Here is a 25,205-nt window from a genome sequence, read left to right as displayed (position 1 = left end):
CCCCCTTGGCTCCGAAGAGGGGAAAACACCGGGCCCGGTTCCCAGGCGTACGGTGCGGACATGACCGTTTCCGCGGCCCGCCCGCTCCTCTACCTCGACGTCGACGGACCCCTCATCCCGTTCGGGGCCGGCCCGTACCCGCAGGGGGACGACGCCAATCCCCTGCTCGCCAGGGTCGATCCCACGCTCGGGCCCCGGCTCGCGGCGCTGGAGTGCGAGCTGGTGTGGGCCACGACCTGGATGGAGGAGGCCAACGAGTGCCTCGCTCCCCGGCTCGGCCTGCCGCCGCTGCCCGTGGTGGAGTGGCCCGAGCCCTCCGACGAGGGCGGTCGCCGTGGGCTGAGCCGGGTCCACTGGAAGACCCCCGCCCTCGTCGGGCACGCGGCCGGGCGCCCCTTCGTCTGGGTCGACGACGAGATCACCGCCGCCGACCGCGCCTGGGTCGCCGCCCACCACCCCGGCCGGGCCCTCCTGCACCGCGTCGATCCCGGCCGGGGTCTCACCGACGCGGACCTGGAGGCGCTGCGGGCGTGGCTCCTCACCGAGTAGCCGCCCAGGAGGCGGCGATCAGCAGGCGTTCCGCCGCGGCGAGGTGGGTGGCCGCGGCCAGCCAGGCCCGGGCGTAGCCGTCGGCCGAGGGGTCCGAGAGGCGGCCGAAGGCGTCGCGGGGGCGCCGGTCGGCCTCGGTGGCGAGGGCGGTGGCCAGTTCCGCGGCCGCGGTCAGCCCGGCCCGGCGCAGCGGGCCGTACGCGGCCGGGGGCCCGTCGGCGCGGGCGGCCTCGGCGACGGCCCGGCGGCCTCCCGCGATCCCCGTCTCCAGGAGGCGGCGCGTACGCCACAACGGGGAGTCGGAGAGCGGGTCCGGGAGGTCGGGGGCGGCCACCGGGGCGGGGACGGGCTTCGTGGACCCGGCCGGGAAGTGGGCGCCCTGGAGGCGGTCGTAGCCGAGGTCGGCGCGGCCGAGCCATTCCTCGGGCAGCCTCAGGGTGTACTGCTCGCCGGGCACGGGACCGACGGCGAGGGGGCGCAGGGTGGCCGCGCGGTCCAGGTCCGGGCGGCCCAGCACGCGGAGGGCGAGTCCGGGGTACGAGGCCAGTCGGCGCAGGTTCTCCGTGTGCGGCAGCTCGGGGTGGGGGTGCGCGGGCAGCAGCCGCAGCAGCGGCGCGTCCTCGCGCAGCTCGCGGACCACGAGGTGCTCCCCCGCCGCGCCGACCACCGTGACGTCGCAGCCGAGCAGTGCGGGCGCGCCGGGCGTTTCGGGTGAGCCGGGTGCGTCGGGTGCGTCGGCCAGTTGCCCTGCGACGGCCTCCGCGGCCGGCCGGGCGAAGAGCGCGGCGGCGGGCTGCCCGGTCCAGGGCGTGCCGCGCAGCGGGGTCGCCCTGACCGAGCGTCCGGCGCCCAGGCGGCCGTCCGGGGATACGGTCGCGCCGACGATGCGCAGGCCGCCGCGGGCGAGACCGGCATGGTCGAGGGTGGCACCGCCGAGGGCCACGGAGGCGGACCCGGCTCCGCGGGCGCGGGCGAGGCCGCCGGGGCGTACGTCGGCGACGGAGTAGTGGGCGCCGTCCGGGGCGAGCAGGTGGGTCACCACTCCCCCGTAGCCGGTGGCGGACAGGACGGGTTCCCGGCACAGCCCGTACACCTGGAGGCTGCCGCCCGGGGTGTAGGCGCGGCGGGAGGTGCCGGTGAGCGCGGGATCGGCGGAACCCGCGGCGAGCAGCGCGGTGGTGTACAGGAGTGCGCGGAACGCTCCGGTGAGGTCGGCGAGCCGCTGGCCGGCCCGGCGCTCGCGGGCCGCGCGCAGTCCGCGTACGACCCGGAGCGCGGCCGCCTCGGCGCCGGGCAGCCCGGCGAGGCGGGCGGTGTGCGCGGCGCGCAGCAACTCGGCCTGGACCACGGCTCCCCCGGCCGTCACTCCGGCGGCCAGCGCCTCGGCGGCAGCCTGCCAGAGCGCTCCGGCCGCGCTGGTCTGGGCCGCGGTGAGCGGCTTCAGGGACACGGCGGGCTCGGGCGGCTCGGGGGCACCCGGGGCCTCGAGGACCGCCGGAGCCTGATGCGACCGCGCGGGCCGGACCGGTCCGGCGTCCGGAGAGCCGCCGGCCGCCACCATCGCCTGACCGCCTGGCGGGGCCCGGAGCGGTTCCGGCTCCGCGGGGGCCACGGGGGTCTGGGTCTCGGCCGCCGGCACGGGCTGCGAGGCTTCCGGGGACGGGGCGGGCTCCAGGGGGGCGTCCGCCAGGGGGGCCGCGCCGAGGACCGCGGTGCGGTGGAGGCAGCGGGGTGCCAGCAGGCAGCTGCACACGGCCTGTTCGGGCCGGGTCACCGTGCCCTCGGGCCCCGGGGTCAGGGTGACCAGGGCGTCCTCGCCGAAGCGGACGGTGACGCTGCCGTCGGCCTCCCGGGCGGCGCCCGCACCGCAGCTCTCGATGGCGGCGTCCAGCTTCTTGCGCAGCCGCGCCGTGAGGCTGTCGACGGCTTCGGCGAGCACCTCGGGCGCGACGGCGGGCAGTTCGGTGCTCAACTGGCTTCTCCACGGAGGCGGTCCCCCACCCAGCGGGCGAGGGCGAGGGGGCTGAGGGCGGCCACCGGCATGCCGGCCGCGACGAGTTGCCGGGCCACGGGCACGCTGTAGCGGGGCGAGCCGGTGTCGTCGAGCGCGGCGCAGCCCAGCAGGTGCGCGCCGGAAGCGGCCAGCGCGCGGACCTCGCCGAGGAGCCCGCCGATGGGGGCGCCCTCCTCGAAGTCGCTGACCACCACGACGAGGGTGCGGCTCGGGACGGTGATCAGGGAGCGGGCGTGGGCGAGCCCGGCGGCGATGTGCGTACCGCCGCCGACCCGCACCTCCAGCAGCAGCGACAACGGGTCGTCCACCCGGTCGGTGAGGTCCACCACCTGGGTGGAGAAGGCGAGGAAGTGGGTGGACAGGGTCGGTACGCCGCCCAGGACGGCCGCGGTGAGCGCCGACCAGACGACGGAGGCCTCCATGGAGCCGGACACGTCGACGACGAGGACCAGCCGCCAGTCCGCCTCGCGGCCGGCCCGGGTGCTGAACACGGGCCGCTCGGGCACGACGACCACGCTGCCGTCCTGGCGGCGGCTGGTGTGCGCCAGGTTGGCGCGCAGGGTGCGGGCCAGGTCGAGGGTGCCTCCGGGGCGGCGGGTGGGGCGCGGGGTGGCGAGGCCGGAGAGGGCCGGTCGCAGCCGGGTCGCCAGCTCCCTGGCGAGTTCGTCCACGAGCCGCCGCACCAGCGGGCGCAGGCGCGCGAGTTGGGCTTCCGGCATGCCGCCCGCGAGGGAGAGCACGGAGCTCAGGAGCTCCACGGAGGGCCGTACGGTCGCCGGGTCGAGCTGGGTGAGCACGTCGGTGCGGCCCGCCTCGGCGGCCCCGGCGAGCACCTCTTCCCGTACGTCGGTGCCGAAGAGGGCCTCCAGTTCCTCGGACCACTCCCGGGCCGTGGGGAAGGAGGCCTCCTGGCCGCCGCCCCGGCCTGCGCCGCCCGCGCCGCCGGCGCCTTCGCCGCGTCCGGCGCCGTACAGCTCGTCCAGGGCGTGGGCGTAGCGACGGGCGTCGGCGGGCAGGCGGTCGCGTTCGCGGCCGAGGAGCAGCCGCCAGCGGTCGGCGGGGGTCAGCCGGGCGGGCCGTCGCGGGGGCCGGGCGGCGGGTTCCCGCTCGGGGATGGGTTCCTGCGCGGCCTGCGGGTTCTCGGCTGTCTCGGTGGTCTCGGCGGTCTCCGGCCCCGGCGCCTGCGGGAGGGCGCGGACGGCGGCGAGCCCGGCCGCGTCGGCCGCCGCCCACAGGGCGAGGAGGGCGGGCGGGGCGTCGAGGCCGAGGTCGATCCGGTCGCCGAGGCGTTCGGTCACGGTGTCCAGGAGCCGGTCGCGGGCGGCCGGGGACAGGGCGTCGAAGCCTCCTCGCAGTGCGGGGAGGCGGTCGAGGAAGAGGTCGTCGTCGAGGTGCTCGACGCGGTCGAGGAGGGGTGTCAGGGCGGCCGGGGAGGCCTGGAGCAGCGGCCCGGCCGCGGTGAGGAGCCCGCCGAGCCGGCGGGTCAGCGCGCGCCGGCCGTCGGGGGTGGCCGCGCCGTCGATCCATCCGGCGGCGCGGGAGCCGAGCAGGGTGGCCGGGTCGAGGTCGAGGAGGACCCGTACGGCCAGGGCCGCGCCCTGCATCAGCGGGGAGGCCGTGGCGGCCAGGGCGGCGAGCGCCTCGTCCGTACGCAGGCCCAGCCGGTGTGCGGCTGCCCGGTCGGCCAGGGCCACGAGGGCCGCCGCGTCGGCGGGGTCCTCGCTGCCGGCGAGGCCGGGCAGGGAGCGTACGGCCGCTTCGAGGAGATCGGCGGTGAGGGCGTTCGCGGTGGCCCGGGACCCGGCGGTGGTGCCGGGGAGGTGGCCGCGGTGGAGGGCCTCCAGGAGGTCGAGGGCTTCGAGGAGTTCGGGCAGGGTGGCGGTCTGCGGCAGGGCGGTGGCCGCTTCGTGCAGCCGTACGTCGACCAGGGCGGGCAGGTCGCACCGCGCGGCGGCGCCGAGCCCGGCGAGGATCTGCGCCGGGGTCGGCCCGCCGTCGGCGGCGGCCCGGCGGGCCGTGTCGCGGAGGGTGCCGGCGGCGGCCTGGGCCGCGGTGACGCCGCGGACCCCTGCGAGGTCCAGCCGGGCCGGGACGGACGGCGTCCAGGACAGCCGCCACTTGGTGCCGAGGGCGGTGCCGTCGCCGGTGGCGGCCACGGGGGCGGGCTCGCCGTAGGAGGCTCCGCAGACGAGGAGCCGCTGCAGCAGCACCTCGCGGCGGGCGTCGAGGGCGGAGCGGAGCGGGTCGAGGCGGATGTCTTTGGGGGCGGGGTCGTCGGGGCCGGGCAGCCGCAGCTCCGCCAGCTCGGCCTCGACGGCGGGGCCGAGGCCGGAACGGGGGGCGTGCGGGGTGACCCGGCCGCGGGCGGTGCCGACGAGGACGGTCTCCAGGGCGCGGGCCAGCGCCCGCCCCCGGCCGAGGGGTTCGCCCTGGCCGAGCACGGTGGTGACGGCTTCCAGGAGCTCGCCGCGGCCGGGCGCGGGGAGCCCGCGCAGCACGGCCAGGTCGCAGGCGAGCCGCAGGGTTTCCGCGGCCTCGCCCGTACCGGCGGTGTGCCCGGCCCGGCGCAGCTCCCGGCAGAGTCGGACGACGGCCCCGGAGGCCGCTTCCCGCACCAGGCCCGGATCGCCGCCGGCCTCCAGCACGGCCTGCTGCCAGAGCGGGTCCCGTATCCCGGCGGGGTACCCGGAGCGGGAGTCGAGCAGATCGAAGGAGTACGCCACGAGCGAGGTGACGGCCTCCGCGTCTGCGCTCGGCGCCGGTGAGCTTGCCGCTGTGGCCTGACCGGGATCGTGCGTGCCGCCGGCGGCCGCCGGTCCGGAGCCCACGACGCCGGCCGTGTGCCTTTCGGCCACGGCGCCGAAGCCACCCGGGCCCCCGCTGGAGGGACCGTCGGCGTCGGCTTGCCGGGGAGCGCACGGGGTGTCCGCCCCGCCCCTGGCGGCCGGCGCCGGGTCGTCGGGTGCCGTGCCACGGGTGGCTTCCCCGGCCGTCGTCGGCGGAGCCGGGTCCGCGTCCGAGGAGGTCCCGTCAGGAGCCATCGGCAGCAGGGCCGGGGCGTGGAAGGCGCCGATCACGGCGGCCACCCGGTGGCCCCGGGCGAGGGCGCCCTCGATCACCTCGCGCATGTGGGCCTCACGGGCCAGGTCCGTCGGCGCGACGGTCGCGGTGTCCTCGCGCAGCGCCCAGCCGACGCCGAGCGCGGCGCGGCGTACGGCTTCGGGAGCACAGCCGGGTGCGAGCACCTCGACGGCCCGGTCCCACATGTCGTCCCCGTCCCGCCCGGTGCCTGCGGCGGCGAGCCCGTCGGCGAACCGAGGCCCGCGCCCGAAGCCCGAGTCCGGGTCCGAGTCCGGGTCCGGGTCCGGGTCGGAAGGCGAGCAGGAACCCGAGGCGGGAACCGGGCCCGAGTCGGAACCCGAGGCCGGGCTGGGGGCGGGTGGCGTCGGGCCCGGGACCGTGCCCGGGACGGAGCCTGCGGCCGGATCCCGCGGGGTCCGGGCGGCGGCCCCGAGAGGGAGGTCGCAGCACAGGACCGTCGCGCCGGTCGCCGCGGCCCAGCGGATCGCCGCCAGTTCCGGGGAGAAGTCCGCGAAGGGGTAGAAGGCGAGGCGGCCGTCGCCGGAGGTGCCCGCCAGCGCGATCGGGGACACGGTCTCCGGGTCGGCCAGGTGGGCCACCCACGGCTGGAAGTCCGCCGGGAGCTCCACGCACACCACGTCCGCGCCGGAGGCGTCCAGCAGGGCGGGGACCATCGCCGCCAGCGCGGGGCTGTGGTGGCGCACGCCGAGGAGGTACGGCGTGCGGGAGGCCGCCAGGGCGTTCAGGGCGGACCGCGGCTCGGGCGTCACCGCAGGCTCCCGCGCAGGTCCCACAGGCGGCGCCACATCGCGGAGCCGTCCTCGGCCCGGCGGCGGACCGGGCCGTCCCAGTAGCCGAGGAGGCGGGCGTGGTCGGCGGGGTCGTCCTTGCGGACCACGCCCAGCAGGTGCCCCGGCAGCAGGTCGAGCACGTCCCCGCCGGGCAGGTACGCCGCGGAGACCCCCAGCGAGGCCGCGACCTGCACGGCTTCGGCGGTGGACATGACCGTACCGGGGCGTTCCACGTCCCAGCCCTCGGCGGAGCGGCCGAACCTCAGGTCCCGGAAGACGGTGACGAGCGCGTCGAGCACGGCGTCGTCCACGCCGAAGGGGGCCCCGGCCCGCTGGACGGCGGCGACGGCCTGACGGCGGATCAGGGTGGCCTCGGCGTCGGCGTCGGCGATCGGGGCGACGGTCTCGAAGTTGAACCGGCGCTTGAGCGCGGCGGACATCTCGCTGACGCCGCGGTCGCGCAGGTTGGCGGTGGCGATGACCGTGAAGCCGGGGGCCGCGCTGACGACGGCGTCCTCGGTGGCGGTGAGTTCGGGGACGCTGATCCGCCGGTCGGACAGGATCGAGACGAGGGCGTCCTGTACCTCGGGCAGGCAGCGGGTGATCTCCTCGACGCGGACCACCCGCCCGGTCCGCATGGCGGAGAGCACCGGCGAGTCGACCAGGGCCCCCGCGCTCGGCCCCTGGGCGAGGAGCAGTGCGTAGTTCCAGCCGTAGCGGAAGGCGTCCTCGGTGGTGCCGGCGGTGCCCTGGACGGTGAGCGCGCTGGTCCCGCAGACGGCGGCGGCCAGCAGCTCGGACAGCATCGACTTGGCGGTGCCGGGCTCGCCGGTGAGCAGCAGGCCGCGCTCTCCGGCGAGGGTGACCACGCAGCGTTCGACCAGGGCGCGTTCGCCGACGAACTTGGGGGCGATGGCCATCTTGGTGCCGCCGCCGGGCAGGGCGAGTTCGGTTCCGTCGCTTCCGCACACGAAGGTGACGACGGCGCGCGGGGTCAGGGCCCAGCCGGGCGGGCGGGGGCCGGGGTCCTGAGCGGCGAGGAAGGCCAGTTCGGCGGCGTACCGCTCCTCGGCCGGGAGTACCTGGCGTGCGGGCGCCGCCGGGGCGGGCTGCTCGGTGAGGGTCATGGGGTTCGCGGTTCCTTGGAGAAGAGGGGAAGGGAGGAGGGGGCGGCGCGCCCCGCGCGGGGGCGCGCCGCGCGGCGTCAGCGGCGGCGGGCGCGGGTGCGCTTGACCTTGAGTTCCTCGAAGCGGGGGACGTCGCCGTCGAGGACCCGCTGCCAGGCCCGGCGGTACAGGTCCGCGACGGGCTGTGCGGGCACCATCTGCCCCACGGCGGCGGCCTCGTACATCGGGAGCTTCCACTGCTCCACCGGCAGTACCGGTGAGTTCTGCTCCGACCATCCGCCGGGCAGGAACAGCGAGCGTCCGGCCCTGCTCCGGGCGGCTTCCACCACCAGGTCGGAGGCGGCGAGTTCGGCGCGGGCCGCCTTGAGACGGGCGGGCTTCCAGCCGGTCCAGCGGGCCGTGTTGCGGTCGGTGGGGTCGGGCATGGCGAGCAGCATCAGGTACAGGGTGGCCGCGTCCGCGCCGAGGCCGTGGGCGGCTGCCGCCTCGGCCACCAGGTCGGGCACGGAGCGGCCCGGGTCCTGCGGCCACCAGGTGCCGTCGGCGTCGACGGTGCCCGCCGCCGGGGCGCCGGGGTCGGCGAGCAGCGCGGCGAACGCCGGGTCGTGGACGAGCCGCAGGGCGCTCTCGTTCCGGCTGGGCTGCTGGTCGGCGCCGCGCAGCAGCGGCAGGTACGGGTCACGGCCGGTGGAGTCCAGCAGCGTCGGTCGCAGCACGGGCATGGGTCGGTCGTCGTGCGTGGGCAGGATGACCGCGCCGTAGCGTTCGTAGCCGTCGGGGCCCTCCACGGTCTCGGTGGGGGTGCCGGCCGCCTTCCGGAATTCGGCGATGTCGGTGTAGTACCCGATGAGGAGGAGCAGTTCGGGTGCGGCCAGCCGCTGGCGCAGGGCGGTCAGCACGGGCGGCAGGGCCGCTCGTACCGGGTCGCCGGCGGGCAGCCGGTGGGCCATCCAGGCGGCCATGGCGAGTGCGCCGGTCAGCACGGTCGTGGTGAAGGGCGCGGCGGTCGGCTCGGAGGGCTCGGCGCGGTCGCCCTTGACCCGCCAGGGCACGTCGGCGGAGAGCTCCGGCGAGGCCGTGGGGTCGAGGACCGCGGGCAGGGCCCGGTGCGGGGACCAGCCGGTGCGCAGGGCGCGCGCGGCCTCGGTGAGCAGCCAGTCGGGTACGGGCGTACGTCGTCCCACGCGCCGGTTCCACACCTGCGCGGCGGCGGCCACGTCGGGGCCGTCGCTCCACAGACGCTCTGGGTCGGCGGGCAGCAGGGCGGCGACCACCTCGCGCCGGACCTCGGCGTCGAGGTCCTGGAGCTCGTCGCGGGCGTGGTCGGCGTCGGCGGACTTGACGCCGAGGGCGGTGCGCAGCGGCGCGGGCAGGAAGTGGTGCTGCCGGTTGTCGATGTGCGGGAGGCCCGCGACGACCAGCTTGGCGAGGGTGCCGGAGACTCCCGTGAGGTGGGCGAACTCCTCTGCGGCCTCGGGGCGGAAGGGCGCCGGGCCCTGGTCCTCGGCCGTGTCAAGGAAGGTGCGCAGCCAGCCGGCGGCGCGCTCTCGGTCGCCCAGTGGCGCGTCCCCGCGCAGGGTGTAGGGGCCGGGTGCGGCGAACCGACCGGTGGGGTCGTGGAACAGGGCGCCGAACTCGTGCCCGTCGGGGACGGAGGCGTTGTGCTCGGTGAGGGCGATGACGGCGCCGCCGCCGAGCGGGACCAGACTGCGGTGGTACACGCTCCGTTCGAAGCCGTCGGGGGTGCGCAGGTGGCGCTGGTCGAGGTGGAGCAGGACCCGGCGCCAGTGGCCGGCGGAGCCGGCGGCCGAGTCGAGGCCGAGCGCGTCCACGGATTCGAGCAGGGAACGCAGGGCGGCCCGCTGTTCGTCGGTGGCGCTGCAGCCCACTGCGCGGTAGGCGAGGGCTGCGGGCTGGTCGAGCCAGGGCGTCCACGCGAAGTTGGAGTGCTCCAGGGCGGGCAGGTCCCAGTGGAGGCGTCCGGGCACCTCGGGTGCGTCGCTGTCGGCGCCGGCCGCGGCGAGGCCGCGCAGGAGCCGGTGGGCTCCGTCGTGGTCGGGGCCCCAGTAGTAGTGCGCGGTGCCGACGAGGCCGCTCAGTGCCTCGCCGAGCAGGCGGTCGGCGGGACCGGTCTCTTCCTGCCGGGCCGCGTCCTCGTCCGGGTGGAGCCGTGCGGCGACCGCGTCCAGGGCCTTCTGCTGGGTGAGGGCGAAGCGCAAGGCCTCGATGACGCCGCCGAGCAGCTCGGGGGCGGTGATCTGCGGGAAGGCGGCGCCGACCACGCCGGGCAGGTCGGACGCCTTCTCGACTGCGGCCGCCGCCTCCAACAGGGTGGCGACCGTGTCCCGGTCGGCGGCGCGCAGGGCGGTGGAGCCCTCGGGGTCGCGGGGGCGCAGGGCGTACCAGAAGGGCAGCGGCGGGAGGTCGACGCTGCCGGTGGCGAAGCCCTCGTTGCGGTGGTCTCCGCTGGTCTTCGCGGTGACGATGCCCTCGGTGTCGCCGATGCTCAGCTCGCGCCAGTTGCGGACCAGGTACCGCGGGCGGTCGTCACCGGGGAAGGCGAGGGCCGCGACCGGCATGTTGCTGCCGTCGGGAGTGCGGACGGTACGCCCGGCGGTGTCGCGGCCCTGCCAGCCCTGGTCGCGGACGTGTACCGGCTGCCAGCCGAGGAGCCCGTCCACGACCGGGCCGAGGGCCGAGCCGTCGACGGCGGGGGTGGGCCGCAGCCAGGCGGAGGCTGCGTAGAGGGTGGCGTTCGCGGGGTGGTCGCGCAGCGCGTCGGCGAGGAAGGCCGGCTGGGAGAAGCGGCCGTGGGTGCCGTCGGCGGGGTTGTACTCGCACCAGCCGGCGCCGCCCCCCTCCTTCTCGCGGGACCGCCACACCCAGTACGAGGTGCCGTCGCACAGCAGGGATCGTTCGGCGGGCAGTTCGGTGTCGCCGGCGTGCAGGACGCCGCCGCCGACGGTGCGGCCGCCACCGGGCAGGGGCAGGCTGATGTCTTCGGAGCGCAGCGACCAGTGCGCGCGGTCGGTCTTGAGGGTGAAGACGTTCTGTGGGTCGGTGTGCCAGTAGCCCTGGACGTCGCTGCCCCACGTGGACCAGAACACGAGGAGCGCGCCGTCGACGTAGTGGAATCCGTGCCGGTAGGAGCGGCCGGTCGGCACGCGCAGGTCGTGGGTGAGCACGGTGGAGTCGGCGTCGATGACTCGGGCCTGGATGCCGTTGGCCACGATGAGGTGGGGCCAGGCCTCGACGACGGTCAGGTTGGTGCGGTGCAGGGCCTTGCGGTCGGCGAGTTCGACCAGTGCTTCCTCGAACGCCGGCCAGACGAACTCCTCGAAGAGGCCCGCGCGCAGGGTCCGGGCGAGGATCGCGCCGAGGTCGGCGGCGGCCGCGTCGGCCACCTCCTCGCGGGCGAGTTCGAGGGCCTCGGCGGGCAGCCAGGTCAGCCGGCTGATCGCGTCGGGCAGCCCGGGGAGGCCCGCGGCCTTGGAGTTGCGGGCGACTTCCCGCATCCATTCGGTGAGCATGGGGCGGCCGCCGGGCGAGGCCGCGAGGCGGCGCATGACGTCGCCGCCCGTGGTGGCGTCGCCGAAGGAGTTCAGGGCTCGGCCGAACGCGGGCCGGAACCGCTGGTCGGCGGCGAGGGCGAGCAGCTCGCGGCGCTGGTCGGCGCGTGCCCAGTCGGCCACGTTCAGCTGGCTGTGGCGGTGGTACGTGTGGGAGTCCTCCTCGGGGTCGGCGACGGGGATCCCGAGGGTGAGGACCAGGTCGAGCAGGTCGACGTCCTGGACGCCGATGCGCAGGCCGGGCTCGTGGCCGGGCTCGGCGAGTTCGGCGCGCAGCCGGTCGGCGGCGCGGGTGACGAGGTCGAGGAGGGCGGGCGGGGTCGGGCGCTGACCCCAGCCGCTGTGGCGGGCGGTGTGGTAGCGCTCCAGCCAGCCGGCGGCTCCGTCGGCGCAGCGCTGCTCGGCGGGCAGGCCGGCGTCGACGAGCCCGGCGGTGGCGCCGGATTCCTCCAGGATGCCCAGCCAGAGGTCGGACAGTTCGACGTCGCCGCCGGGCGGCATCAGTCCGAGGAGGGTGCCCCGCACGGCCGGTTCGCGGCGGGCCAGCGCGATGAGCGCGCTGCGGTGGGTCTTCCACCAGCCGGTCGCGGCGCGCAGGGTCGCGGGCAGTGGCAGCAGTTCGGCGAGGTAGTCCTGCTCGGCCTCGTTGCCCTTCTGGCCGGCGGCGCGGGCGAGGCGGCGCAGCTCGGTGGCGGCCTGCGCGGAGGGCGGCAGTCCGCCCGCGGTGCGGCGCACGCACAGGCGGCGGAAGCGGTCGTACGCCTCGGCGGGGGTGACGCGGGCGGCGAGGTCCTTGCCGTAGCCGGTGAGCACCTTGACCGGCAGGGCGCCGGCCAGGGCGAATTCGAGGAAGACGGAGTCGAGGCGGTCCTCGTCGACGCTCAGCCCGTGCTGGGCCTCGGCGGTCCTGGCTCGGCCGAACAACTGGGAGGCGTACGTGGTGTTCTCGACGGCGAGGAAGATCCGGGCGGCCTGCTCGTAGAAGACGGGCAGGAAGTGCGGGACGGAGGCGGCGAGCCGGCCGGCGAGTTCGTTGCAGGCGTCGAGGGCGGCCTTGGGCTTGGTCTTGGCCTGCGGGGCGATGCGGTCGAGTTCGGGGACGACGGCGAGGGCGTGGTGGCCGTCCTCGGGGTGGTGCACGAGGACCCATTCGGGGAAGCCGAGTGCCTGGCGGCGGCTCAGGCCGACGACGGGCGGCTCGGCCTGGTGGGGTACGAGGCCCAGGAACCCGGCGGCGAGGTCCTCGGCCGCGCCCAGTTCGGCGGGGGCGAGCCGGACGACGACGCGGTCGTCGCCGAGGGCGGGGTGGTGGTAGGAGCGCGCGGTCAGCTCGACGGCGGTGGGTCCGGCCCCGGGGGTGCCGGGCGGGAGCACCGCGCCCGCCTTGAGCAGCAGTTCGGCCTCGCCGCCGGCGGCGCCGTTGTCGTCCGCGTCGTGCTGGTCGTGCTGGTCGTTCTTCAGGTCCGTGCTCATGCTCCCGTGCCCTCCTCGATCTTGCGCCCGGCGTACAGCGCCGCGGCCATTCGCATGCCTTCGGACCAGGCCACCGGTCCGACGTCGGGCAGGCTCACCGCCCGGCCGTTCTCGTCGTGCCAGCTCAGGGCGCCGGTGGTGGTCTCGTCCTCGTAGTAGGGCTCGCCGATCCACACCGCCGCCTCCGTGCCGCGGCCCGAGTCGCGGACCTTGCAGGTGGCGTAGCCGCCGGAGACGCGGTAGCCGAGGCTCGTGGCCCGGGCGGCGAGGCTGAAGCGGGTGGGGAACTTCCCGCCCGCGTAGTCGCGGACCTCGGTGGCGTTGCCGGCGAGCCCGTCGGGCTTCTGCCAGGTGGCCCGGTGGATCTGCTCGACCCCCTGCGCGATGCCCAGTTCGGCGGCGAACTCCCGTACGTCGTCCAGGTCGGGCAGCAGCACGGGGTGCGGGAGGGTGACCGTGCGCGGGGAGAGCCTCACGGTCTCGCCGTCGAGGTTGACCACCTTCAGCTCGCCGGACTCGGTGGCGTCCCGCAGGAAGCCGACCTCGTCCGGGTCGTCGCCGACGACGGCCACGTCACGCAGCGCGCGCTGCCAGGCCTCGTCCGGCCAGACCCGGGCGAGCAGTTCGGTGGGGACCGGGAGCGAGGAGACCATCCAGGTGTCGACCTGGGCGGCGCAGGCCGCGGCGTGCCGGTCGAGCCATTCGGAGAGCCGGCGCAGCCGGTCCACCTCGGGGTGTTCCCTGAGGGCCTTGGGCAGTGACTTCAACTGCCGTCCCGCCGCCCGGCCGGTGGTGGACCGCGCCGCCACCCGCCCTTCCACGAGGGAGATCTCGTACCCCTCGCCCGCCGCCAGCCATGCCATCAGACCGTGCCCCTCGCTTGCCTGTCCCGAACGGATCCGCGCAGCCCTGACAGGGGGGACGAATCCCCCCTGAGCTGCGGTATGTCGGGAGACTAGCGAGCGGCACTGACAACGCCCACCGGAGGGTCCCCGGCCGGTTTTATGTCCGGTTCTGGGTAGTCTTCTGGGGTCGGTTGTGGAGCGGGGCCTGCTCGGGGTGGGGTTATGGGACGTCATACGAGGGTGCGCGGTGCGGTGGTGGCGGCCGCGCTGCTGCTGACGGTGGCCGGCTGTTCGGGAACGGCGGGTTCCGGTGCCCCGGACGCGAAGCCGTCCGGAGCGGCGTCGTCGGCGCCCGCCGACGCGAAGCCCGCCGGCGGTGAGGTACTGCCGGGAATGGTCACCGTCGCCGTCGCCCGCACCCAGTTGGCGGGGCTGAAGGTGGCGCCGGTGGGCAGCATGGCCGGCTACAGCCGGGACAAGTTCACGCACTGGGCCCAGCAGGGGAACAAGTGCGACACCCGTGAGGTGATCCTGAAGCGCGACGGCACGGAGGTCACGCAGGACGCCGAGTGCCGGGCGGTGTCCGGCACCTGGAAGAGCCTGTACGACGGGGTGGTCGTCACCGACGCCGCGAAGATGGACATCGACCACATGGTCCCGCTCGCGGAGGGCTGGCGCTCCGGCGCGGCCGGCTGGGACGCCGCCAGGCGCAAGGCCTTCGCCAACGACCTGACCCACCCTCAGCTGCTGGCCGTGACCGCGGCCTCGAACCGTTCCAAGGGCGACCAGAGCCCGGACCTGTGGCAGCCGCCGGACAAGTCGAGCTGGTGCCAGTACGGGCGGGCCTGGACCACCGTGAAGTCCACGTACGGGCTGACCGTCACCGAACCGGAGAAGAAGATGCTCACCACGATGCTGGACACCTGCGCCTCATGACGGACGCGCTCCGCTGGCAGGACGACGTGACCGCCGGCCCGGGCGGCGCCATGACCGACGAGGTCGGCGTCGTCACCGGGCCGCTCACCCTGCGCACCACGATGCTGCCCGGGGACCGGGTCCGGTTCGACGTCCAGTACAAGGACGCCGACGAGTGGTACACCCTCACGGGCAGCCCACTCCCCCACCACGGCGCCCCGGAGTCCCTGCACACCGCGGCCCTCGCCGAGATCCGCACGGGCCGCGCCGCCCAGGCCCCGGGCACGAGACCCGCCTGAGCGGGAACGTCCGGGGATCGCGGTGACGTCTCACGGTCGCTCCTCGTACGAGTCGGCGCGGCTCGGCTTCCTCATGGCCCCGTCCATGCATCCGGACCAGGACGCGAGCCGAACGGATTCGGGCTCGTCACCACCGCGCTTGCCCGCACACAGCGCGAGGGCGGTCGGCCCGTCCTTCCCCGGAGCTTCCCGGCCGTCGAACCCCTCGTTCAGGTGCCGCGCGTGTTCGTATGCCTTCTCGTACGCCTTGCGGGAATCCGGCTCCTCGCCGCAGCCCGTCAGCAGAACGCCGGCCGCCAGGACGAACATCGTGGCCTTCTTCAAGGTTCCCTCCCCAGGGTCGTGCCGCGCCGCGGGGAGGCTAGGGGAACGTGCGCCAGATGTATGCAGAAGTGACGCGAGAAGTTCCGAAGAATGAGAGGAGCCCCGGCCGGCCGCCTCCCAGGAGGCCGCGCCGCGCCGCTGGTTCCGGCGCGGCCGGTCCGTCTGAGCGGGGCCCGGTTCAGAGGACGGCGATGCCCAGGGGCCGGTTGCCCGCCGGGAGGCGGTGGGTGGTGCCCGTGGTGAGGTCGACCGTGGTGATGCCGTTCCAGTAGCCGTCGCGGGTGTAGCCGCCCGTGACGTAGGCGGTGCGGCCGTCGCGGGAGACCGCCACCGTCTCGTGCGGGCCGTCCAGCGGGTACACGCGCTCCGTGCCGTCCGGGGAACGGACCGTCAGGGAGGGGCCCTTGCCCTTGCCGGGCTCCACCGCCCCGGTGCCGACCACCAGGAGGCGGCCGTCGGGCGTGAGCTCGACCCCGTGCTGGTGGGTGTCCGCGGTCATCGGCTCGATGGCCGTGCGGCCGGTGCGCGGGTCGACCACCGCGAGCCGCTCGCCCTCGAAGGGGAGCAGCAGCATGCCGTCGGAGGGCCGGACGGCCGTGTAGTGCGGCTTGAGCCAGGAGCCCAGCCCGCCCTCCGTTCCGTAGGGGGCGACCTCGATGCGTCGCGGCCGCAGCGAGGCGGTGTCGACCACGGTGACGTCGAAGGAGTCGTGGCCGGTGGCGTAGACCTCGGAGCCGTCGGGCGACACGTCCACGTCGAAGGGGCGCCGCCCCACCGGTACGACGGCGGTGACCGTGCTCGTGGCCGTGTCGACGACTTCCAGGACGCCGTTCCCGCCGGGGACGTTGACCCCGACGTAGGCGTGCGCGCCGTCGGGTGAGAGCGCGATGCCCATGCCGCCGCCTCGGTACTCCCCGTCGCCGACCGGGCCGGTGGCGGTGCGGTACGGGATGTCCGCCACCCGGCTCCGGGTGCGGGTGTCGACCACGGCGACGCCCTCGGCCGTGGCCACCCAGGCGCGGCCGTCCGCGCCGACGGCCAGCCCGTACGGGGCCCGGCCGACGGTGACGGAGGCGACCGCGCCGCGCCGCGGGTCGACGAAGGTGACGGTGTCGGCCCCGAAGTCGGCGGTCAGCAGCAGCCCTTGCGGGGTCGGCGCGCCGGCCGGCAGCGGGGAGGCCGCGGACGGTGCCGGGGCGGGTGCCGAGGTGGCGGCCTGCGTGCACGCGCCGAGCAGCAGGGCCGCGGCGAGCGAGGCGAAGGCCGTACGGGCGGCACGTGCGCGGCCGTTCACCGGCCGGTCTCCCGCTCCGCCGCGGCCGCGCGCAGGAGGCGGGCCATGCCGTCGAAGCCCCGGCGGGCGGCGTGCTCGTAGGGGGTCACGCCGTCGTGGTCGCCCAGTGCGGGGTCGGCGCCCGCCGCGAGCAGCAGGCCGACGATCTCCTCGTGGCGCGGGCCGCCGTCGCCGAGGATCACCGCCTCCAGCAGTGCGGTCCAGCCGAGCCGGTTGACGTGGTCCACGTCGATGGCGGTCTCGTCGAGCACGGCGCGCACGTACGCGGTGTGCCCGCGCTCGGCGGCGGGGATGAGGGAGATCCCGCCGAAGCGGTTGCGCTGCTTGAGGTCGGGCCCGGCGGGCAGCAGCAGCCGCATCATCCGCACGCTGCCGGTGACGCCGGTGACCAGCCAGGGGCTGTCCTCGCGCGAGTCGGGGGCGTTGGGGTCGGCTCCGGCGGCGATCAGCAGCTCGGCGACGGCCAGGTGGTCTCCGAGCGCGGCCAGCAGCAGAGCGGTGCGCAGCTGGTCGTCGCGGGCCTCGACGGCGGCGCCCGCGGCGAGTGCGGCGCCCACCGCCGCCGGGTCGCCGCGCCGGGCGCCGTCGAGCAGCTGTCGGTCGTGCGTCTTCATGGTGTCCCTCTCGGCTCCGGGGCCGGACGGAGGGTCCTGATCAGCCCTCCCGCTGCCCCGGTCCATCGTCGCCCGGCCGGGGCGCCGGCCCGGTCCGCCCGCAGGCCGGAGCCCGCGAGCGGTCCGGAGGATCCCCGGGTCATCCGATCGGCTGATGCGGCCGGGCGGCGCGTGGTGCGTGGGATCAGGCCTCGTACTCGGTGAGGTCGATGCCGTGGATCTGCAGGAGGTGGTGGTGTTCGGGGTCGGTGGTGTCGCGCTCGTGCTCCATGCCGAGCTTGCGGATGACGTTCTCGGACTCCTCGTTGCCGGCCCGGTTCACGGCGATCACCCGGTCGAGTCCGCGGTCCTGGAGGGCGAACTCCAGCGAGGCCTGGGCGGCCTCGGAGGCGTAGCCCTGGCCCCAGTACTGGCGGCCGAGGCGCCAGGTGATCGCGATGTCCGCGAGGACCTCCGGCGGGCCGTCCGGCACCGTGAGGCCGACGACGCCGATCAGTTCGCCCGAGGCGAGGAGTTCGACGGCGAAGAGCCCGAAGCCCTCCTCGTCCCACTCCTCCTCCATGCGCTCGATCTCCTCGGCGGTCTGGTCGAGGTCGAGCGTGGAACCGTCGCCGATCCAGCGCATCACCTCCCGGTCGGCGTTGATCTCCGACAGGGGGACGAGGTCGTCGTCGGTCCAGCGGCGGAGGAGGAGTCGGGGGGTGCGGATCTCGGTCATGGCCCCATCCTGCCGAAGTTCGGCGGATCGGCGTAATCGGCCCCCGCCATGGCCCCGGGGGTGGCTGCCGCGGCCGGCCCGGCCCTGGTCAGGGGGTGTGGAAGCGGACTTCCGGGGCGTCGGCGGTCGGCCCGTCGAGGAGGGGTTGCGGGGTGCCCCGCAGGTGCAGGTCGAGGAAGGCGGTGACGTAGCGGCGGGTCAGTTCGACGGAGCGGGTGCCGGGGAGCGGGGCGTTCGGGTCGACCGGCAGGCCCAGCCGTTCGCCGATCGCCGGGAAGTCGGAGAAGGTGAAGTGGCCGGAGCCGGTGAAGGTGATCCAGCGCTTCCATCCGTCGAGCAGGGGCCAGTTGTCGTCCCAGGTCTTGTTGCCGCCGGGGCCCCGCTCCTGCGCGCCGACCAGCATGACGGGGCGCCCGCCGAGCCCGGCCGCGGGGACGGGCGTCGCGAGTCCGCCGTCCAGGTTGATCCCGGCGCGGATCCTCGGGTCGGTCGCCATGGCGGCGACGGCGGAGGCGCCGCCGATGGAGTGGCCCGCCATGGCGATGCGCTGCGCGTCGATGACTCCGGAGTGGCGCCAGAGGGGGTCGCGTCCGGTCAGCCGGTCCAGGAGGAACGACACGTCCCGGGCGCGGTTGTCGCTGACCGCCTTCATCGGGGTCCCCGCCTCGACCCGCTCGCAGGCCAGGCACTCCAGCACCCGCCCGCCGGGGAAGGCGGTCCCCACGCTCTCGTACGCGTGGTCCACGGAGGCGACCACGTAGCCGCGGGAGGCCAGCTCCTCGGCGAGCGCGGTGAGCGTGGAGCGGTGCACGGTGAAGCCCGGGGAGAGGACGACCAGCGGGTACTTGCCTGCGATGGGGCGTGCGCCCGGCCGGGAATGGGTGACGGTGCCGGCCAGCGTCTCGACCGGGATCACCTTGTCGAGCCCCCGGTCGACCAGCAGCAGCCGGGCCTCCTCCCTGGTGAGGTAGCGCGCGGTGCCGCCGGTGTCACGGCGGGCGGGGTAGCGCATCGTGACCATCAGCTCCCTCGGCCCGGACCGCGCCCAGGGATCGGTACGGCTGCGGTCGACGAGGTGGAGGGTGTCCTGTCCGACGGCGAAACGGCCCGTGGGACGCGGGAGTTCCGGTGCGCCGCGCCGGCTGTCGGTCGCGGCGGCCGGCGCGTCGGCGGCCGCGGCCGTCCCGGCGGCGGCCGTCCCGGCGGCGGCCAGCGGGACGGGCAGGAGGAGGGCCAGTAACGTGGCGGCGGCGGCTGTTCGATGACGGTTCATCCGGTTTCGGTTCACACGCCGAACCTACGGACCGACGCTCGCCGGAGCGTCAACTCCCGGGACGATCCCTGGATCCCACCACAGGAGGGCTCCCCCGGGCGTGGTCATTCAGAAGTCGCAGGCACGCTGATCGCGTCCAGTTGTCCCCGCAGGTACACGTGGGAGTCGACGGGGTCGTGCGCGATCCGGCCGATGGGGGCGGGCAGGGACTCCACACGGGTGTGCGCGTCGCATTCGTAGAAGTAGACCAGGGAGATCAGTTCCTCGGCCGGGCTGTGGACGGGCGGCGGCAGCACCCGGTGGCGGCCCGCCCGCCAGCGGTCGCCCGTCCAGCGGGCCATGAGGTCGCCGATGTTCACGGTGAGCGCCGCCGGGTCGAAGGGCGCGTCCTGCCAGCCGCCGGCGTCGGTGTGGATCTGGAGTCCGCCCGAGCCGAGCTGGCGGTCGAGGACCGTGACGGTGCCGAAGTCGGTGTGGGCGCCGATGCGGAACTGGCCGGGCAGCGGCGGGCCGACGGTGTCGGCGCCGGGGTACCAGTTGAGGTTGAACCCCCAGGTGGGGTGTGAGGTGTGGCGGGTGAAGTGGTCCTCGGCGAGCCCGAGTGCCGTGGCCAGCAGTTCCAGCAGTTCGTCGGAGAGGGCCCGCATCAGGCCCAGGTACTCCTCGACCAGCGGCCGCAGCTCGGGAACCTCGGCCGGCCAGGTGTTGGGGCGGAACCATTCGTCGTCCACGGAGGGGATCCCGGTGGGCTCGTCGGCCGCGAAGGACCAGGATTCCTTGAGGTCGGGCGGAGAGGGCTCCCCCTCCGCGTAGCTGTTGGCCTCGGCACCCGGCCCGAGCCAGCCCCGCCCGCCGACCGTGACCGCGTACGGCTGTTTCGCGGCGGCCGGGAGCCGGAAGAACGATGCCGCGGCCTCCCGGATCCGGGCGGGCAGCGCGGGGTCCACGCCGTGCCCGGTGACGAGCAGGAATCCGGCCGCGCGCAGGGCCTCGTCGACACGCGCGGCCGTACGGGCCCGGGCGTCGGGATCGCCGGACCGCCACGGCCCGAGGTCGATCACGGGGACCACGGGGTTCGCGGGGGTGGAGGGAGTGGCGGGATTCGCGGGAACCGGGGAACCGGCCATGGGAGACCTGCCTTCCGAGGGTGCGGGTGCGCGTCCGGTACCGAGGCTAGCGGCGCGGGATCACCACGGAGCGTGATTTCGGGCCACTTCTCGTATACGAAGGAGTCGGTCGACCGGGTGGGTCGTCCCCAAAAGGACCAGAATGGGACAGGGGGTGCGCGAGGGATGGAGCGAGCGGTGGAGATTTCGACGCGGGAGGTCTTCGGGGCGCCGTGCTGGGTGAGCCTGATGGCCCGCGACCTCGACACGGCCCAGCGCTTCTACGGTGCGGTCGCGGGCTGGAGGTTCCGCCCGGCCCGCCTCGGCGAGGCCTTCTCGGTGGCACTGCTGGACCGTGTCCCGGTGGCGGGCATCGGCGCCCTCGCCGGGGACCTCGCGGTCCCGGTGGCCTGGACCCCGTACTTCGCCGTCGACGACGCCGACGTGGCGGTGGACCGCATCCGGGAGCGGACCGGCACGATCGCCGTCGGTCCGGTCTCCTTCGAGTCGGGTGGCCGGGGGGCCCTGGTGGCCGACCCCGACGGCGCGGTCTTCGGGATCTGGGAGGGCGACGTGGCCGCGGACTGGCGGGTGGGCAAGGGCCCGGCGCCGGCCTGGCTGGAGTTGCGCACGCGCAATGCCCTGGACGCGGCGATGTTCTACGGAGCGGTGCTGGAGTGGGCCACCGAGCGCCCCGGCTGCTGCGAGGTCAGCTACGAGGAGGACCAGGTGGTGCTGCGGCAGGACGGCGTGCCCGTCGCCCGGCTCAACAGCGGCCCGGTCGAGCTGGCCTCCTACTCTTCCCACACCCGGCCGCGCTGGCACGTCCACTTCCGGGTGCCGAAGCTGCGGCCCGCGATCGAGGCGGCCGTCGCGCTCGGCGGGCGGACCGTCTCGGACATCGTCTCGAACGCCGAGGAGCGGTGGGTGACGCTCCGCGACCCGGACGGGGCCCTGTTCACCCTCACCACCGCCCTCGGGGCGGACACGGACTGAGGTCAGCCGAGGACGGCCGACATCCGGTCGGGGGTGAGGGGCAGGCCGCGCAGCCGGTGTCCGGTGGCGTGGGCGACGGCGTTGCCGATCGCGGCGGCCACCCCGACGATGCCGATCTCGCCGATGCCCTTGGCGCCGAGCGGGCCCACGTGTTCGTCGTGCTCCTCGATCCAGTGCGCCTCGATGTCGGGTACGTCCGCGTGCACGGGCACGTGGTAGGCGGCCAGGTCGCTCTCGGCGAAGTCCCCGTAGGCCGCGTCGACCGAGCCGTGTTCGGTCAGGGCCATGCCAAGGCCCATGACCATGCCCCCGACGAACTGGGAGCGGGCGGTGGCCGGGTTCAGGATGCGCCCGGCCGCGTAGACCCCGAGCAGGCGGTGTACGCGTACCTCGCCGGTGACGGTGTCGACCCGGACCTCGGCGAAGTGGGCGCCGAAGGAGTGCCGGGCGTACGGGGGCTTCGCCTTGGCCGCCGCGGTGGTGTCGGCCGTCGCGGAGAGCCCTTCGGGCGGTAGCGGCCCCTGGTGGCGGGCGAGGCGTGAGGCGAGTGCGGTGCAGGCCTCGTGGACGGCCCAGCCCCAGGAGGCGGTGCCGGCGGAGCCACCGGCCAGGGGGGCCGCCGGGAGGCCGGTGCTGCCGATGGCGATGGCGACGGAGCCGGCCGGGACCCCGAGGGCGTCGGCGGCCACCTGGATCAGGACGGTGCGGGCGCCGGTGCCGAGGTCGGTGGCGTTGAGCTCGACGAGGTAGTCGCCGCCCGGCCTGGCCCGGGCGCGTGCCGTGGAGGGGGCGATCCAGACGGGGTAGGTGGCGCAGGCCACGCCCACCCCGCACAGCAGCGGCCCCTCCCGCCGCGGTGTGCGCAGGGCGGTCCAGCCGAACCGGTCCGCGCCCTCGCGCAGGCATTCGACGAGGTGGCGGCTGCTGAAGGGGCGGCCGCTGTCCGGGTCGACGGCGGGCTCGTTGCGGATGCGCAGCTCGACCGGGTCCATGCCCAGGGCGTCGGCGAGTTCGTCCATGGCCGATTCCAGGGCGTACATGCCGGGGGTCTCACCGGGAGCCCGCATCCAGGAGGGGGTGGGGACGTCCAGGGGGACGACGCGGTGGCGGGTGCGGATGTCCGGTACGGCGTACATGATCCGGCTGGGCACGGCGGACTGCTCGACGAACTCCCGCACCCGGGAGGTGTGGCTGGTGACGGTGTGGGTGAGGGCCGTGAGGGTGCCGTCGCGGCGGGCGCCCAGCGCGATCCGGTGCAGGCTGGGCGCGCGGTGCCCGACCGTGGCGGGCAGGTGGCGCCGGGGCAGGGCGAGGGTGACGGGGCGGCCGGTGCGCAGGGCGGCCATGACGGCCAGGACGACGTGGGGGCGCGGGGTGCCCTTGCTGCCGAAGCCGCCGCCGACGTGTTCCGCGTGGACCTCGACCTGGTCCTCGGGCAGACCGAAGAGCGCGGAGAGCGTCTTGCGGACCAGGCCCGTGCCCTGGCTTGAGTCGTACACGGTGAGCCTGCCCCGGGCGGCGTCCCAGACGGCGGTGGCGGCGTGCGGCTCCATGGGGTGGTTGTGCAGCGGCGGCACGGCGTACGCGCAGTCGATCCGTACGGGTGCGGCGGCGAGCGCCGCGTCCGGGTCGCCCTGCTCACGGAGGGCGGGGTAGCCGCCGTTGACCTCCTCGGGGGTGTGGGCGGCCGGGTGGTCCTCGTACAGGACGGCGTCGTGCGGCTCGGGCGCGTACTCGATGCGCACCGCTTCGGCGGCGGCGCGGGCGCCTTCCGGGGTGTCGGCGACGGCGAGGGCCACGTACCAGCCGCGGTGCGGGACGGCCGGGTCCTGGAGGACGTGGAGGGTGGGGTCCTCCCAGGGCCCCAGGCGCGGCGCGTCGTACGGGGTGAGGATGGCGAGCACGCCGGGCAGGGCCAGGGCCGCGGCCGTGTCGACGGCGGTGACGCGTCCGCGCGGGATCGTGGCGGGGACGGGCCAGGCGTGGGCGCGTCCGGGCGGGCTGTGGTCGGCGGCGTAGCGGGCGGCGCCCGTGACCTTCTCCGGGCCCTCGGCGCGGACGGTGGGGGTGCCGAGTGCGGGGTGCGGGGGCATGGGGGCTGCTCCTCTTCGAGGCTGCGGAGGTCAAGCGGTGGTGTTCAAGCGGTGGCGTCCCGGGCGAGGGCGCCGAGCACGTCGCAGGCGAGGTTGCGGGCCAGTACGACCTTGAAGGCGTTGTCCCGCAGCGGCCGGGCCTCGGCCAGTTCCGCCTCGACCGCCCGTCGGAAGGTCTCCGGGGTCGGCGCGGCCCCGGACAGCGCCCGCTCGGCCGCGGTGGCGCGCCAGGGCCGGTGGGCGAGCCCGCCGAAGGCGAGGGCGGCGCGGCGGACGAGGCCGGATCCGGCGTCGATGTCGAGGACGGCGGCGACGGAGGCCAGCGCGAAGGCGTACGAGGCCCGGTCGCGGGCCTTGCGGTAGCGGGAGCGGGCTCCGGGCACGGCTGCGGGCAGCAGCACCCCGGTGATGATCTCGCCGTCCCGGATCGCGGTGTCCCGCTCGGGGTGGTCCCCGGGCAGGCGGTGGAAGGCGGTGGCCGGCACGGTGCGGGTGCCGTGCAGGCCGTAGAGCTCGATCCCGGCGTCGAAGGCCGCGAGGGCGACGGCCAGGTCCGAGGGGTGCGTGGCGACGCAGTGGGTGGAGTGACCGAGCACGGCGTGGTCGCGGTGGACCCCGTCGAGCGCGGAGCAGCCGGTGCCGGGCTCCCGCTTGTTGCACGCCTTGGAGAGGTCCTGGAAGTACGTGCAGCGGGTGCGCTGGAGGAGGTTGCCTCCGGTGGTGGCGACGTTGCGCAGCTGCGCGGACGCTCCGGCGAGCAGGGCCTCGGCGAGGGCCGGGTAGCGGGTTCGTACGAGGGGGTGCGCGGCCACGTCGCTGCCCCGGGCGGTGGCTCCGACGAGCAGGGCGCCGCCGGGGCGCTCCTCGATGGCGTCGAGCGGGAGACGGGAGATGTCGACGAGGGTGCCGGGGGTCTCGACGCCCAGTTTCATGAGGTCCACGAGGTTGGTGCCGCCGGCGAGGTAGCGGGAGCCGGGGTGGGCGGCGTGGGCCTCGGCGGCTTCCCGGAGGGTGGCGGCGCGCACGTAGCCGAAGGGCTTCACCGGGCGACGTCCAGGACGGCGCGGACGATGGCCGGGTAGGCCCCGCAGCGGCAGAGGTTGCCGCTGAGCCGTTCCCTGGTCTCCTGCTCGGTGAGGGTGAGCGGGCCGTCGGGGTCGGCGGCCGCTTCGGCGAGGGCGCCGACGGCGGAGCAGAGCTGGCCGGGTGTGCAGAAGCCGCACTGGAAGGCGTCGCGGGCGGCGAACGCCCGCTGGAGCTCGGCGCCGGTCGTGGTCGCGGAGAGCCCCTCCACCGTGGTGATGTCGGCGCCGTCCTGGGCGACCGCGAGCAGCAGGCAGCCGCAGACCCGCCGCCCGTCGAGGAGGACGGTGCAGGCGCCGCACTGGCCGTGGTCGCAGCCCTTCTTCGCCCCGGTGAGGCCGAGGTGGTCGCGGAGGGCGTCGAGGAGGGTGACGCGGTGGTCGATCTCCAGGGCGTACTCGGCGCCGTTGACCCGCAGCGTGATGCGGGTGCCGGCGCTGGGGCCGGGGGCGGCGCTGGCGCCGGGGGCGGCGCTGGCGCCGGGGGCGGCGACGGGGCCGGCGTGCTCGTCCGGGTCGGTTCGGCTCACCCCCACAGGTTCGCCGAGGGGCCGGGCTCCGGCATCCGCGGTCGGCCATTCGCGCGCGGTCGGCGCCCCGCCGCAGCGGCCCCGGATCACGCTCGGTGACGGTTCGAGATGCGTGCGCGCGGCGGTGCTGATTCGCTGAATCCGCCCGCTCTCCCCCACTGATCCAAGGAGCGATCATGAGCGTTTCAGGCGAGTCCCGCGGCCGGTCCCAGCAGATGCGCATGAAGGCCAAGGAGCTGAACGACGCGGCCGAGCGTTCGACCGACCCGGAAGAGCGCCGCCGGCTGAAGGAGAAGGCGCGCCGCCTCCAGGAGCAGAGCGAGCAGGAGGGCCGTATGGACGACCGGGGCATGGACCCCATGTAGTCCGTCCCCTCCCACGTGCCGTACCCCGGCCGGGGGGGGGGCCGCCCCCCCCCCCCCCCGCCCCCCCCCCCCCCCGGGGCGCCCCCCCCCCCCCCCCCCCCCCGAAACCCCAAAAAACACCCCGGGGCCCGGCGGGGGCGACCCGTG

19 protein-coding genes are annotated in these 25,205 nt (G+C 75.9%); 5 read left to right on the top strand and 14 right to left on the bottom strand.

Annotated features, from left to right (window positions below; translation table 11 throughout):
* Positions 1 to 60: 60 nt before the first annotated feature.
* Positions 61 to 549, top strand: coding sequence for an HAD domain-containing protein (locus ACIQ5Y_RS20430; protein ID WP_403881972.1), 489 nt, complete (start codon positions 61 to 63; stop codon positions 547 to 549).
* Here the strand turns inward: ACIQ5Y_RS20430 and ACIQ5Y_RS20425 are convergent.
* The 5 genes from ACIQ5Y_RS20425 to ACIQ5Y_RS20405 form a co-directional block, all read right to left on the bottom strand.
* Positions 539 to 2,521, bottom strand: coding sequence for a hypothetical protein (locus tag ACIQ5Y_RS20425; protein ID WP_403881969.1), 1,983 nt, complete (start codon positions 2,519 to 2,521; stop codon positions 539 to 541). The two genes, ACIQ5Y_RS20430 and ACIQ5Y_RS20425, sit on opposite strands and share 11 nt — an antisense overlap.
* Positions 2,518 to 6,414 (bottom strand): DUF5682 family protein, encoded by a 3,897-nt coding sequence (locus ACIQ5Y_RS20420; protein WP_403881966.1) that lies wholly within the window; start codon positions 6,412 to 6,414, stop codon positions 2,518 to 2,520. The genes ACIQ5Y_RS20425 and ACIQ5Y_RS20420 overlap by 4 nt, the downstream gene beginning before the upstream one ends.
* Positions 6,411 to 7,562: an AAA family ATPase gene (locus ACIQ5Y_RS20415; RefSeq protein ID WP_403881963.1), complete on the bottom strand. Its 1,152-nt coding sequence runs from the start codon at positions 7,560 to 7,562 to the stop codon at positions 6,411 to 6,413. Before ACIQ5Y_RS20415 ends, ACIQ5Y_RS20420 begins: the two co-directional genes overlap by 4 nt.
* Positions 7,563 to 7,639: 77 nt before the next feature.
* Complete coding sequence (locus tag ACIQ5Y_RS20410; protein ID WP_403881961.1) at positions 7,640 to 12,604, bottom strand: DNA-binding protein; 4,965 nt, start codon at positions 12,602 to 12,604, stop codon at positions 7,640 to 7,642.
* Positions 12,601 to 13,467, bottom strand: a complete 867-nt coding sequence (locus ACIQ5Y_RS20405) for a DUF4132 domain-containing protein (RefSeq protein ID WP_403881958.1) — start codon at positions 13,465 to 13,467, stop codon at positions 12,601 to 12,603. The genes ACIQ5Y_RS20410 and ACIQ5Y_RS20405 overlap by 4 nt, the downstream gene beginning before the upstream one ends.
* 204 nt (positions 13,468 to 13,671) lie before the next feature.
* Here ACIQ5Y_RS20405 and ACIQ5Y_RS20400 point away from each other — a divergent pair, with 204 nt between their 5' ends.
* Complete coding sequence (locus ACIQ5Y_RS20400; RefSeq protein ID WP_403881955.1) at positions 13,672 to 14,385, top strand: HNH endonuclease family protein; 714 nt, start codon at positions 13,672 to 13,674, stop codon at positions 14,383 to 14,385.
* Complete coding sequence (locus tag ACIQ5Y_RS20395) at positions 14,382 to 14,663, top strand: hypothetical protein (protein WP_403881952.1); 282 nt, start codon at positions 14,382 to 14,384, stop codon at positions 14,661 to 14,663. The genes ACIQ5Y_RS20400 and ACIQ5Y_RS20395 overlap by 4 nt, the downstream gene beginning before the upstream one ends.
* A gap of 30 nt (positions 14,664 to 14,693) precedes the next feature.
* On the opposite strand, the gene ACIQ5Y_RS20390 is transcribed toward ACIQ5Y_RS20395, so the two are convergent.
* From ACIQ5Y_RS20390 to ACIQ5Y_RS20365, 6 genes are all read right to left on the bottom strand, one after another.
* Positions 14,694 to 14,987, bottom strand: a complete 294-nt coding sequence (locus ACIQ5Y_RS20390; RefSeq protein WP_403881949.1) for a hypothetical protein — start codon at positions 14,985 to 14,987, stop codon at positions 14,694 to 14,696.
* A gap of 178 nt (positions 14,988 to 15,165) precedes the next feature.
* Positions 15,166 to 16,281 (bottom strand): hypothetical protein, encoded by a 1,116-nt coding sequence (locus ACIQ5Y_RS20385; RefSeq protein WP_403881946.1) that lies wholly within the window; start codon positions 16,279 to 16,281, stop codon positions 15,166 to 15,168.
* Positions 16,278 to 16,895: an ankyrin repeat domain-containing protein gene (locus tag ACIQ5Y_RS20380; protein ID WP_403881943.1), complete on the bottom strand. Its 618-nt coding sequence runs from the start codon at positions 16,893 to 16,895 to the stop codon at positions 16,278 to 16,280. Before ACIQ5Y_RS20380 ends, ACIQ5Y_RS20385 begins: the two co-directional genes overlap by 4 nt.
* 184 nt (positions 16,896 to 17,079) lie before the next feature.
* Entirely contained in the window at positions 17,080 to 17,613 is a 534-nt protein-coding gene (locus ACIQ5Y_RS20375; protein ID WP_403881941.1) for a GNAT family N-acetyltransferase, read from the bottom strand.
* A gap of 88 nt (positions 17,614 to 17,701) precedes the next feature.
* Positions 17,702 to 18,886, bottom strand: a complete 1,185-nt coding sequence (locus ACIQ5Y_RS20370) for an alpha/beta hydrolase family protein (protein ID WP_403881937.1) — start codon at positions 18,884 to 18,886, stop codon at positions 17,702 to 17,704.
* 104 nt (positions 18,887 to 18,990) lie between these two features.
* Positions 18,991 to 20,013 (bottom strand): isopenicillin N synthase family dioxygenase, encoded by a 1,023-nt coding sequence (locus ACIQ5Y_RS20365; RefSeq protein WP_403881933.1) that lies wholly within the window; start codon positions 20,011 to 20,013, stop codon positions 18,991 to 18,993.
* A 228-nt stretch (positions 20,014 to 20,241) separates the two neighbouring features.
* Here ACIQ5Y_RS20365 and ACIQ5Y_RS20360 point away from each other — a divergent pair, with 228 nt between their 5' ends.
* Entirely contained in the window at positions 20,242 to 20,988 is a 747-nt protein-coding gene (locus ACIQ5Y_RS20360) for a VOC family protein (RefSeq protein WP_403882281.1), read from the top strand.
* 2 nt (positions 20,989 to 20,990) lie between these two features.
* Here ACIQ5Y_RS20360 and ACIQ5Y_RS20355 read toward each other — a convergent pair whose 3' ends face one another.
* The 3 genes from ACIQ5Y_RS20355 to ACIQ5Y_RS20345 are packed head-to-tail and all read right to left on the bottom strand — an operon-like array spanning position 20,991 to position 24,588.
* Positions 20,991 to 23,081, bottom strand: a complete 2,091-nt coding sequence (locus ACIQ5Y_RS20355; protein ID WP_403881930.1) for a xanthine dehydrogenase family protein molybdopterin-binding subunit — start codon at positions 23,079 to 23,081, stop codon at positions 20,991 to 20,993.
* 44 nt (positions 23,082 to 23,125) lie between these two features.
* Positions 23,126 to 24,124, bottom strand: coding sequence for an FAD binding domain-containing protein (locus tag ACIQ5Y_RS20350; RefSeq protein ID WP_403881927.1), 999 nt, complete (start codon positions 24,122 to 24,124; stop codon positions 23,126 to 23,128).
* Positions 24,121 to 24,588 carry a (2Fe-2S)-binding protein gene (locus ACIQ5Y_RS20345; protein ID WP_403882278.1) on the bottom strand — a complete coding sequence of 156 codons (468 nt, stop codon included), beginning with the start codon at positions 24,586 to 24,588 and terminating at the stop codon, positions 24,121 to 24,123. Before ACIQ5Y_RS20345 ends, ACIQ5Y_RS20350 begins: the two co-directional genes overlap by 4 nt.
* A gap of 281 nt (positions 24,589 to 24,869) precedes the next feature.
* Between ACIQ5Y_RS20345 and ACIQ5Y_RS20340 the strand changes: the two genes are divergently transcribed.
* Positions 24,870 to 25,058, top strand: coding sequence for a DUF6381 family protein (locus ACIQ5Y_RS20340; RefSeq protein WP_376658165.1), 189 nt, complete (start codon positions 24,870 to 24,872; stop codon positions 25,056 to 25,058).
* Positions 25,059 to 25,205 lie beyond the last annotated feature (147 nt).

This window comes from Streptomyces sp. NPDC096339 (assembly GCF_044762985.1).
In the GTDB taxonomy this organism is placed as follows: domain Bacteria; phylum Actinomycetota; class Actinomycetes; order Streptomycetales; family Streptomycetaceae; genus Streptomyces.
The sequence above is the reverse complement of the archived record's forward strand: the minus strand, read 5'-3'. Positions and strand labels throughout refer to the sequence as shown.

Coding starts and splice junctions, on each gene's coding strand:
- ACIQ5Y_RS20430 (WP_403881972.1), top strand. CDS start 61: ATGACCGTTTCCGCGGCCCGCCCGCTCCTCTACCTCGACGTCGACGGA.
- ACIQ5Y_RS20415 (WP_403881963.1), bottom strand. CDS start 7,562: ATGACCCTCACCGAGCAGCCCGCCCCGGCGGCGCCCGCACGCCAGGTA.
- ACIQ5Y_RS20410 (WP_403881961.1), bottom strand. CDS start 12,604: ATGAGCACGGACCTGAAGAACGACCAGCACGACCAGCACGACGCGGAC.
- ACIQ5Y_RS20405 (WP_403881958.1), bottom strand. CDS start 13,467: ATGGCATGGCTGGCGGCGGGCGAGGGGTACGAGATCTCCCTCGTGGAA.
- ACIQ5Y_RS20400 (WP_403881955.1), top strand. CDS start 13,672: ATGGGACGTCATACGAGGGTGCGCGGTGCGGTGGTGGCGGCCGCGCTG.
- ACIQ5Y_RS20395 (WP_403881952.1), top strand. CDS start 14,382: ATGACGGACGCGCTCCGCTGGCAGGACGACGTGACCGCCGGCCCGGGC.
- ACIQ5Y_RS20380 (WP_403881943.1), bottom strand. CDS start 16,895: ATGAAGACGCACGACCGACAGCTGCTCGACGGCGCCCGGCGCGGCGAC.
- ACIQ5Y_RS20375 (WP_403881941.1), bottom strand. CDS start 17,613: ATGACCGAGATCCGCACCCCCCGACTCCTCCTCCGCCGCTGGACCGAC.
- ACIQ5Y_RS20370 (WP_403881937.1), bottom strand. CDS start 18,886: ATGAACCGTCATCGAACAGCCGCCGCCGCCACGTTACTGGCCCTCCTC.
- ACIQ5Y_RS20365 (WP_403881933.1), bottom strand. CDS start 20,013: ATGGCCGGTTCCCCGGTTCCCGCGAATCCCGCCACTCCCTCCACCCCC.
- ACIQ5Y_RS20360 (WP_403882281.1), top strand. CDS start 20,242: ATGGCCCGCGACCTCGACACGGCCCAGCGCTTCTACGGTGCGGTCGCG.
- ACIQ5Y_RS20355 (WP_403881930.1), bottom strand. CDS start 23,081: ATGCCCCCGCACCCCGCACTCGGCACCCCCACCGTCCGCGCCGAGGGC.
- ACIQ5Y_RS20340 (WP_376658165.1), top strand. CDS start 24,870: ATGAGCGTTTCAGGCGAGTCCCGCGGCCGGTCCCAGCAGATGCGCATG.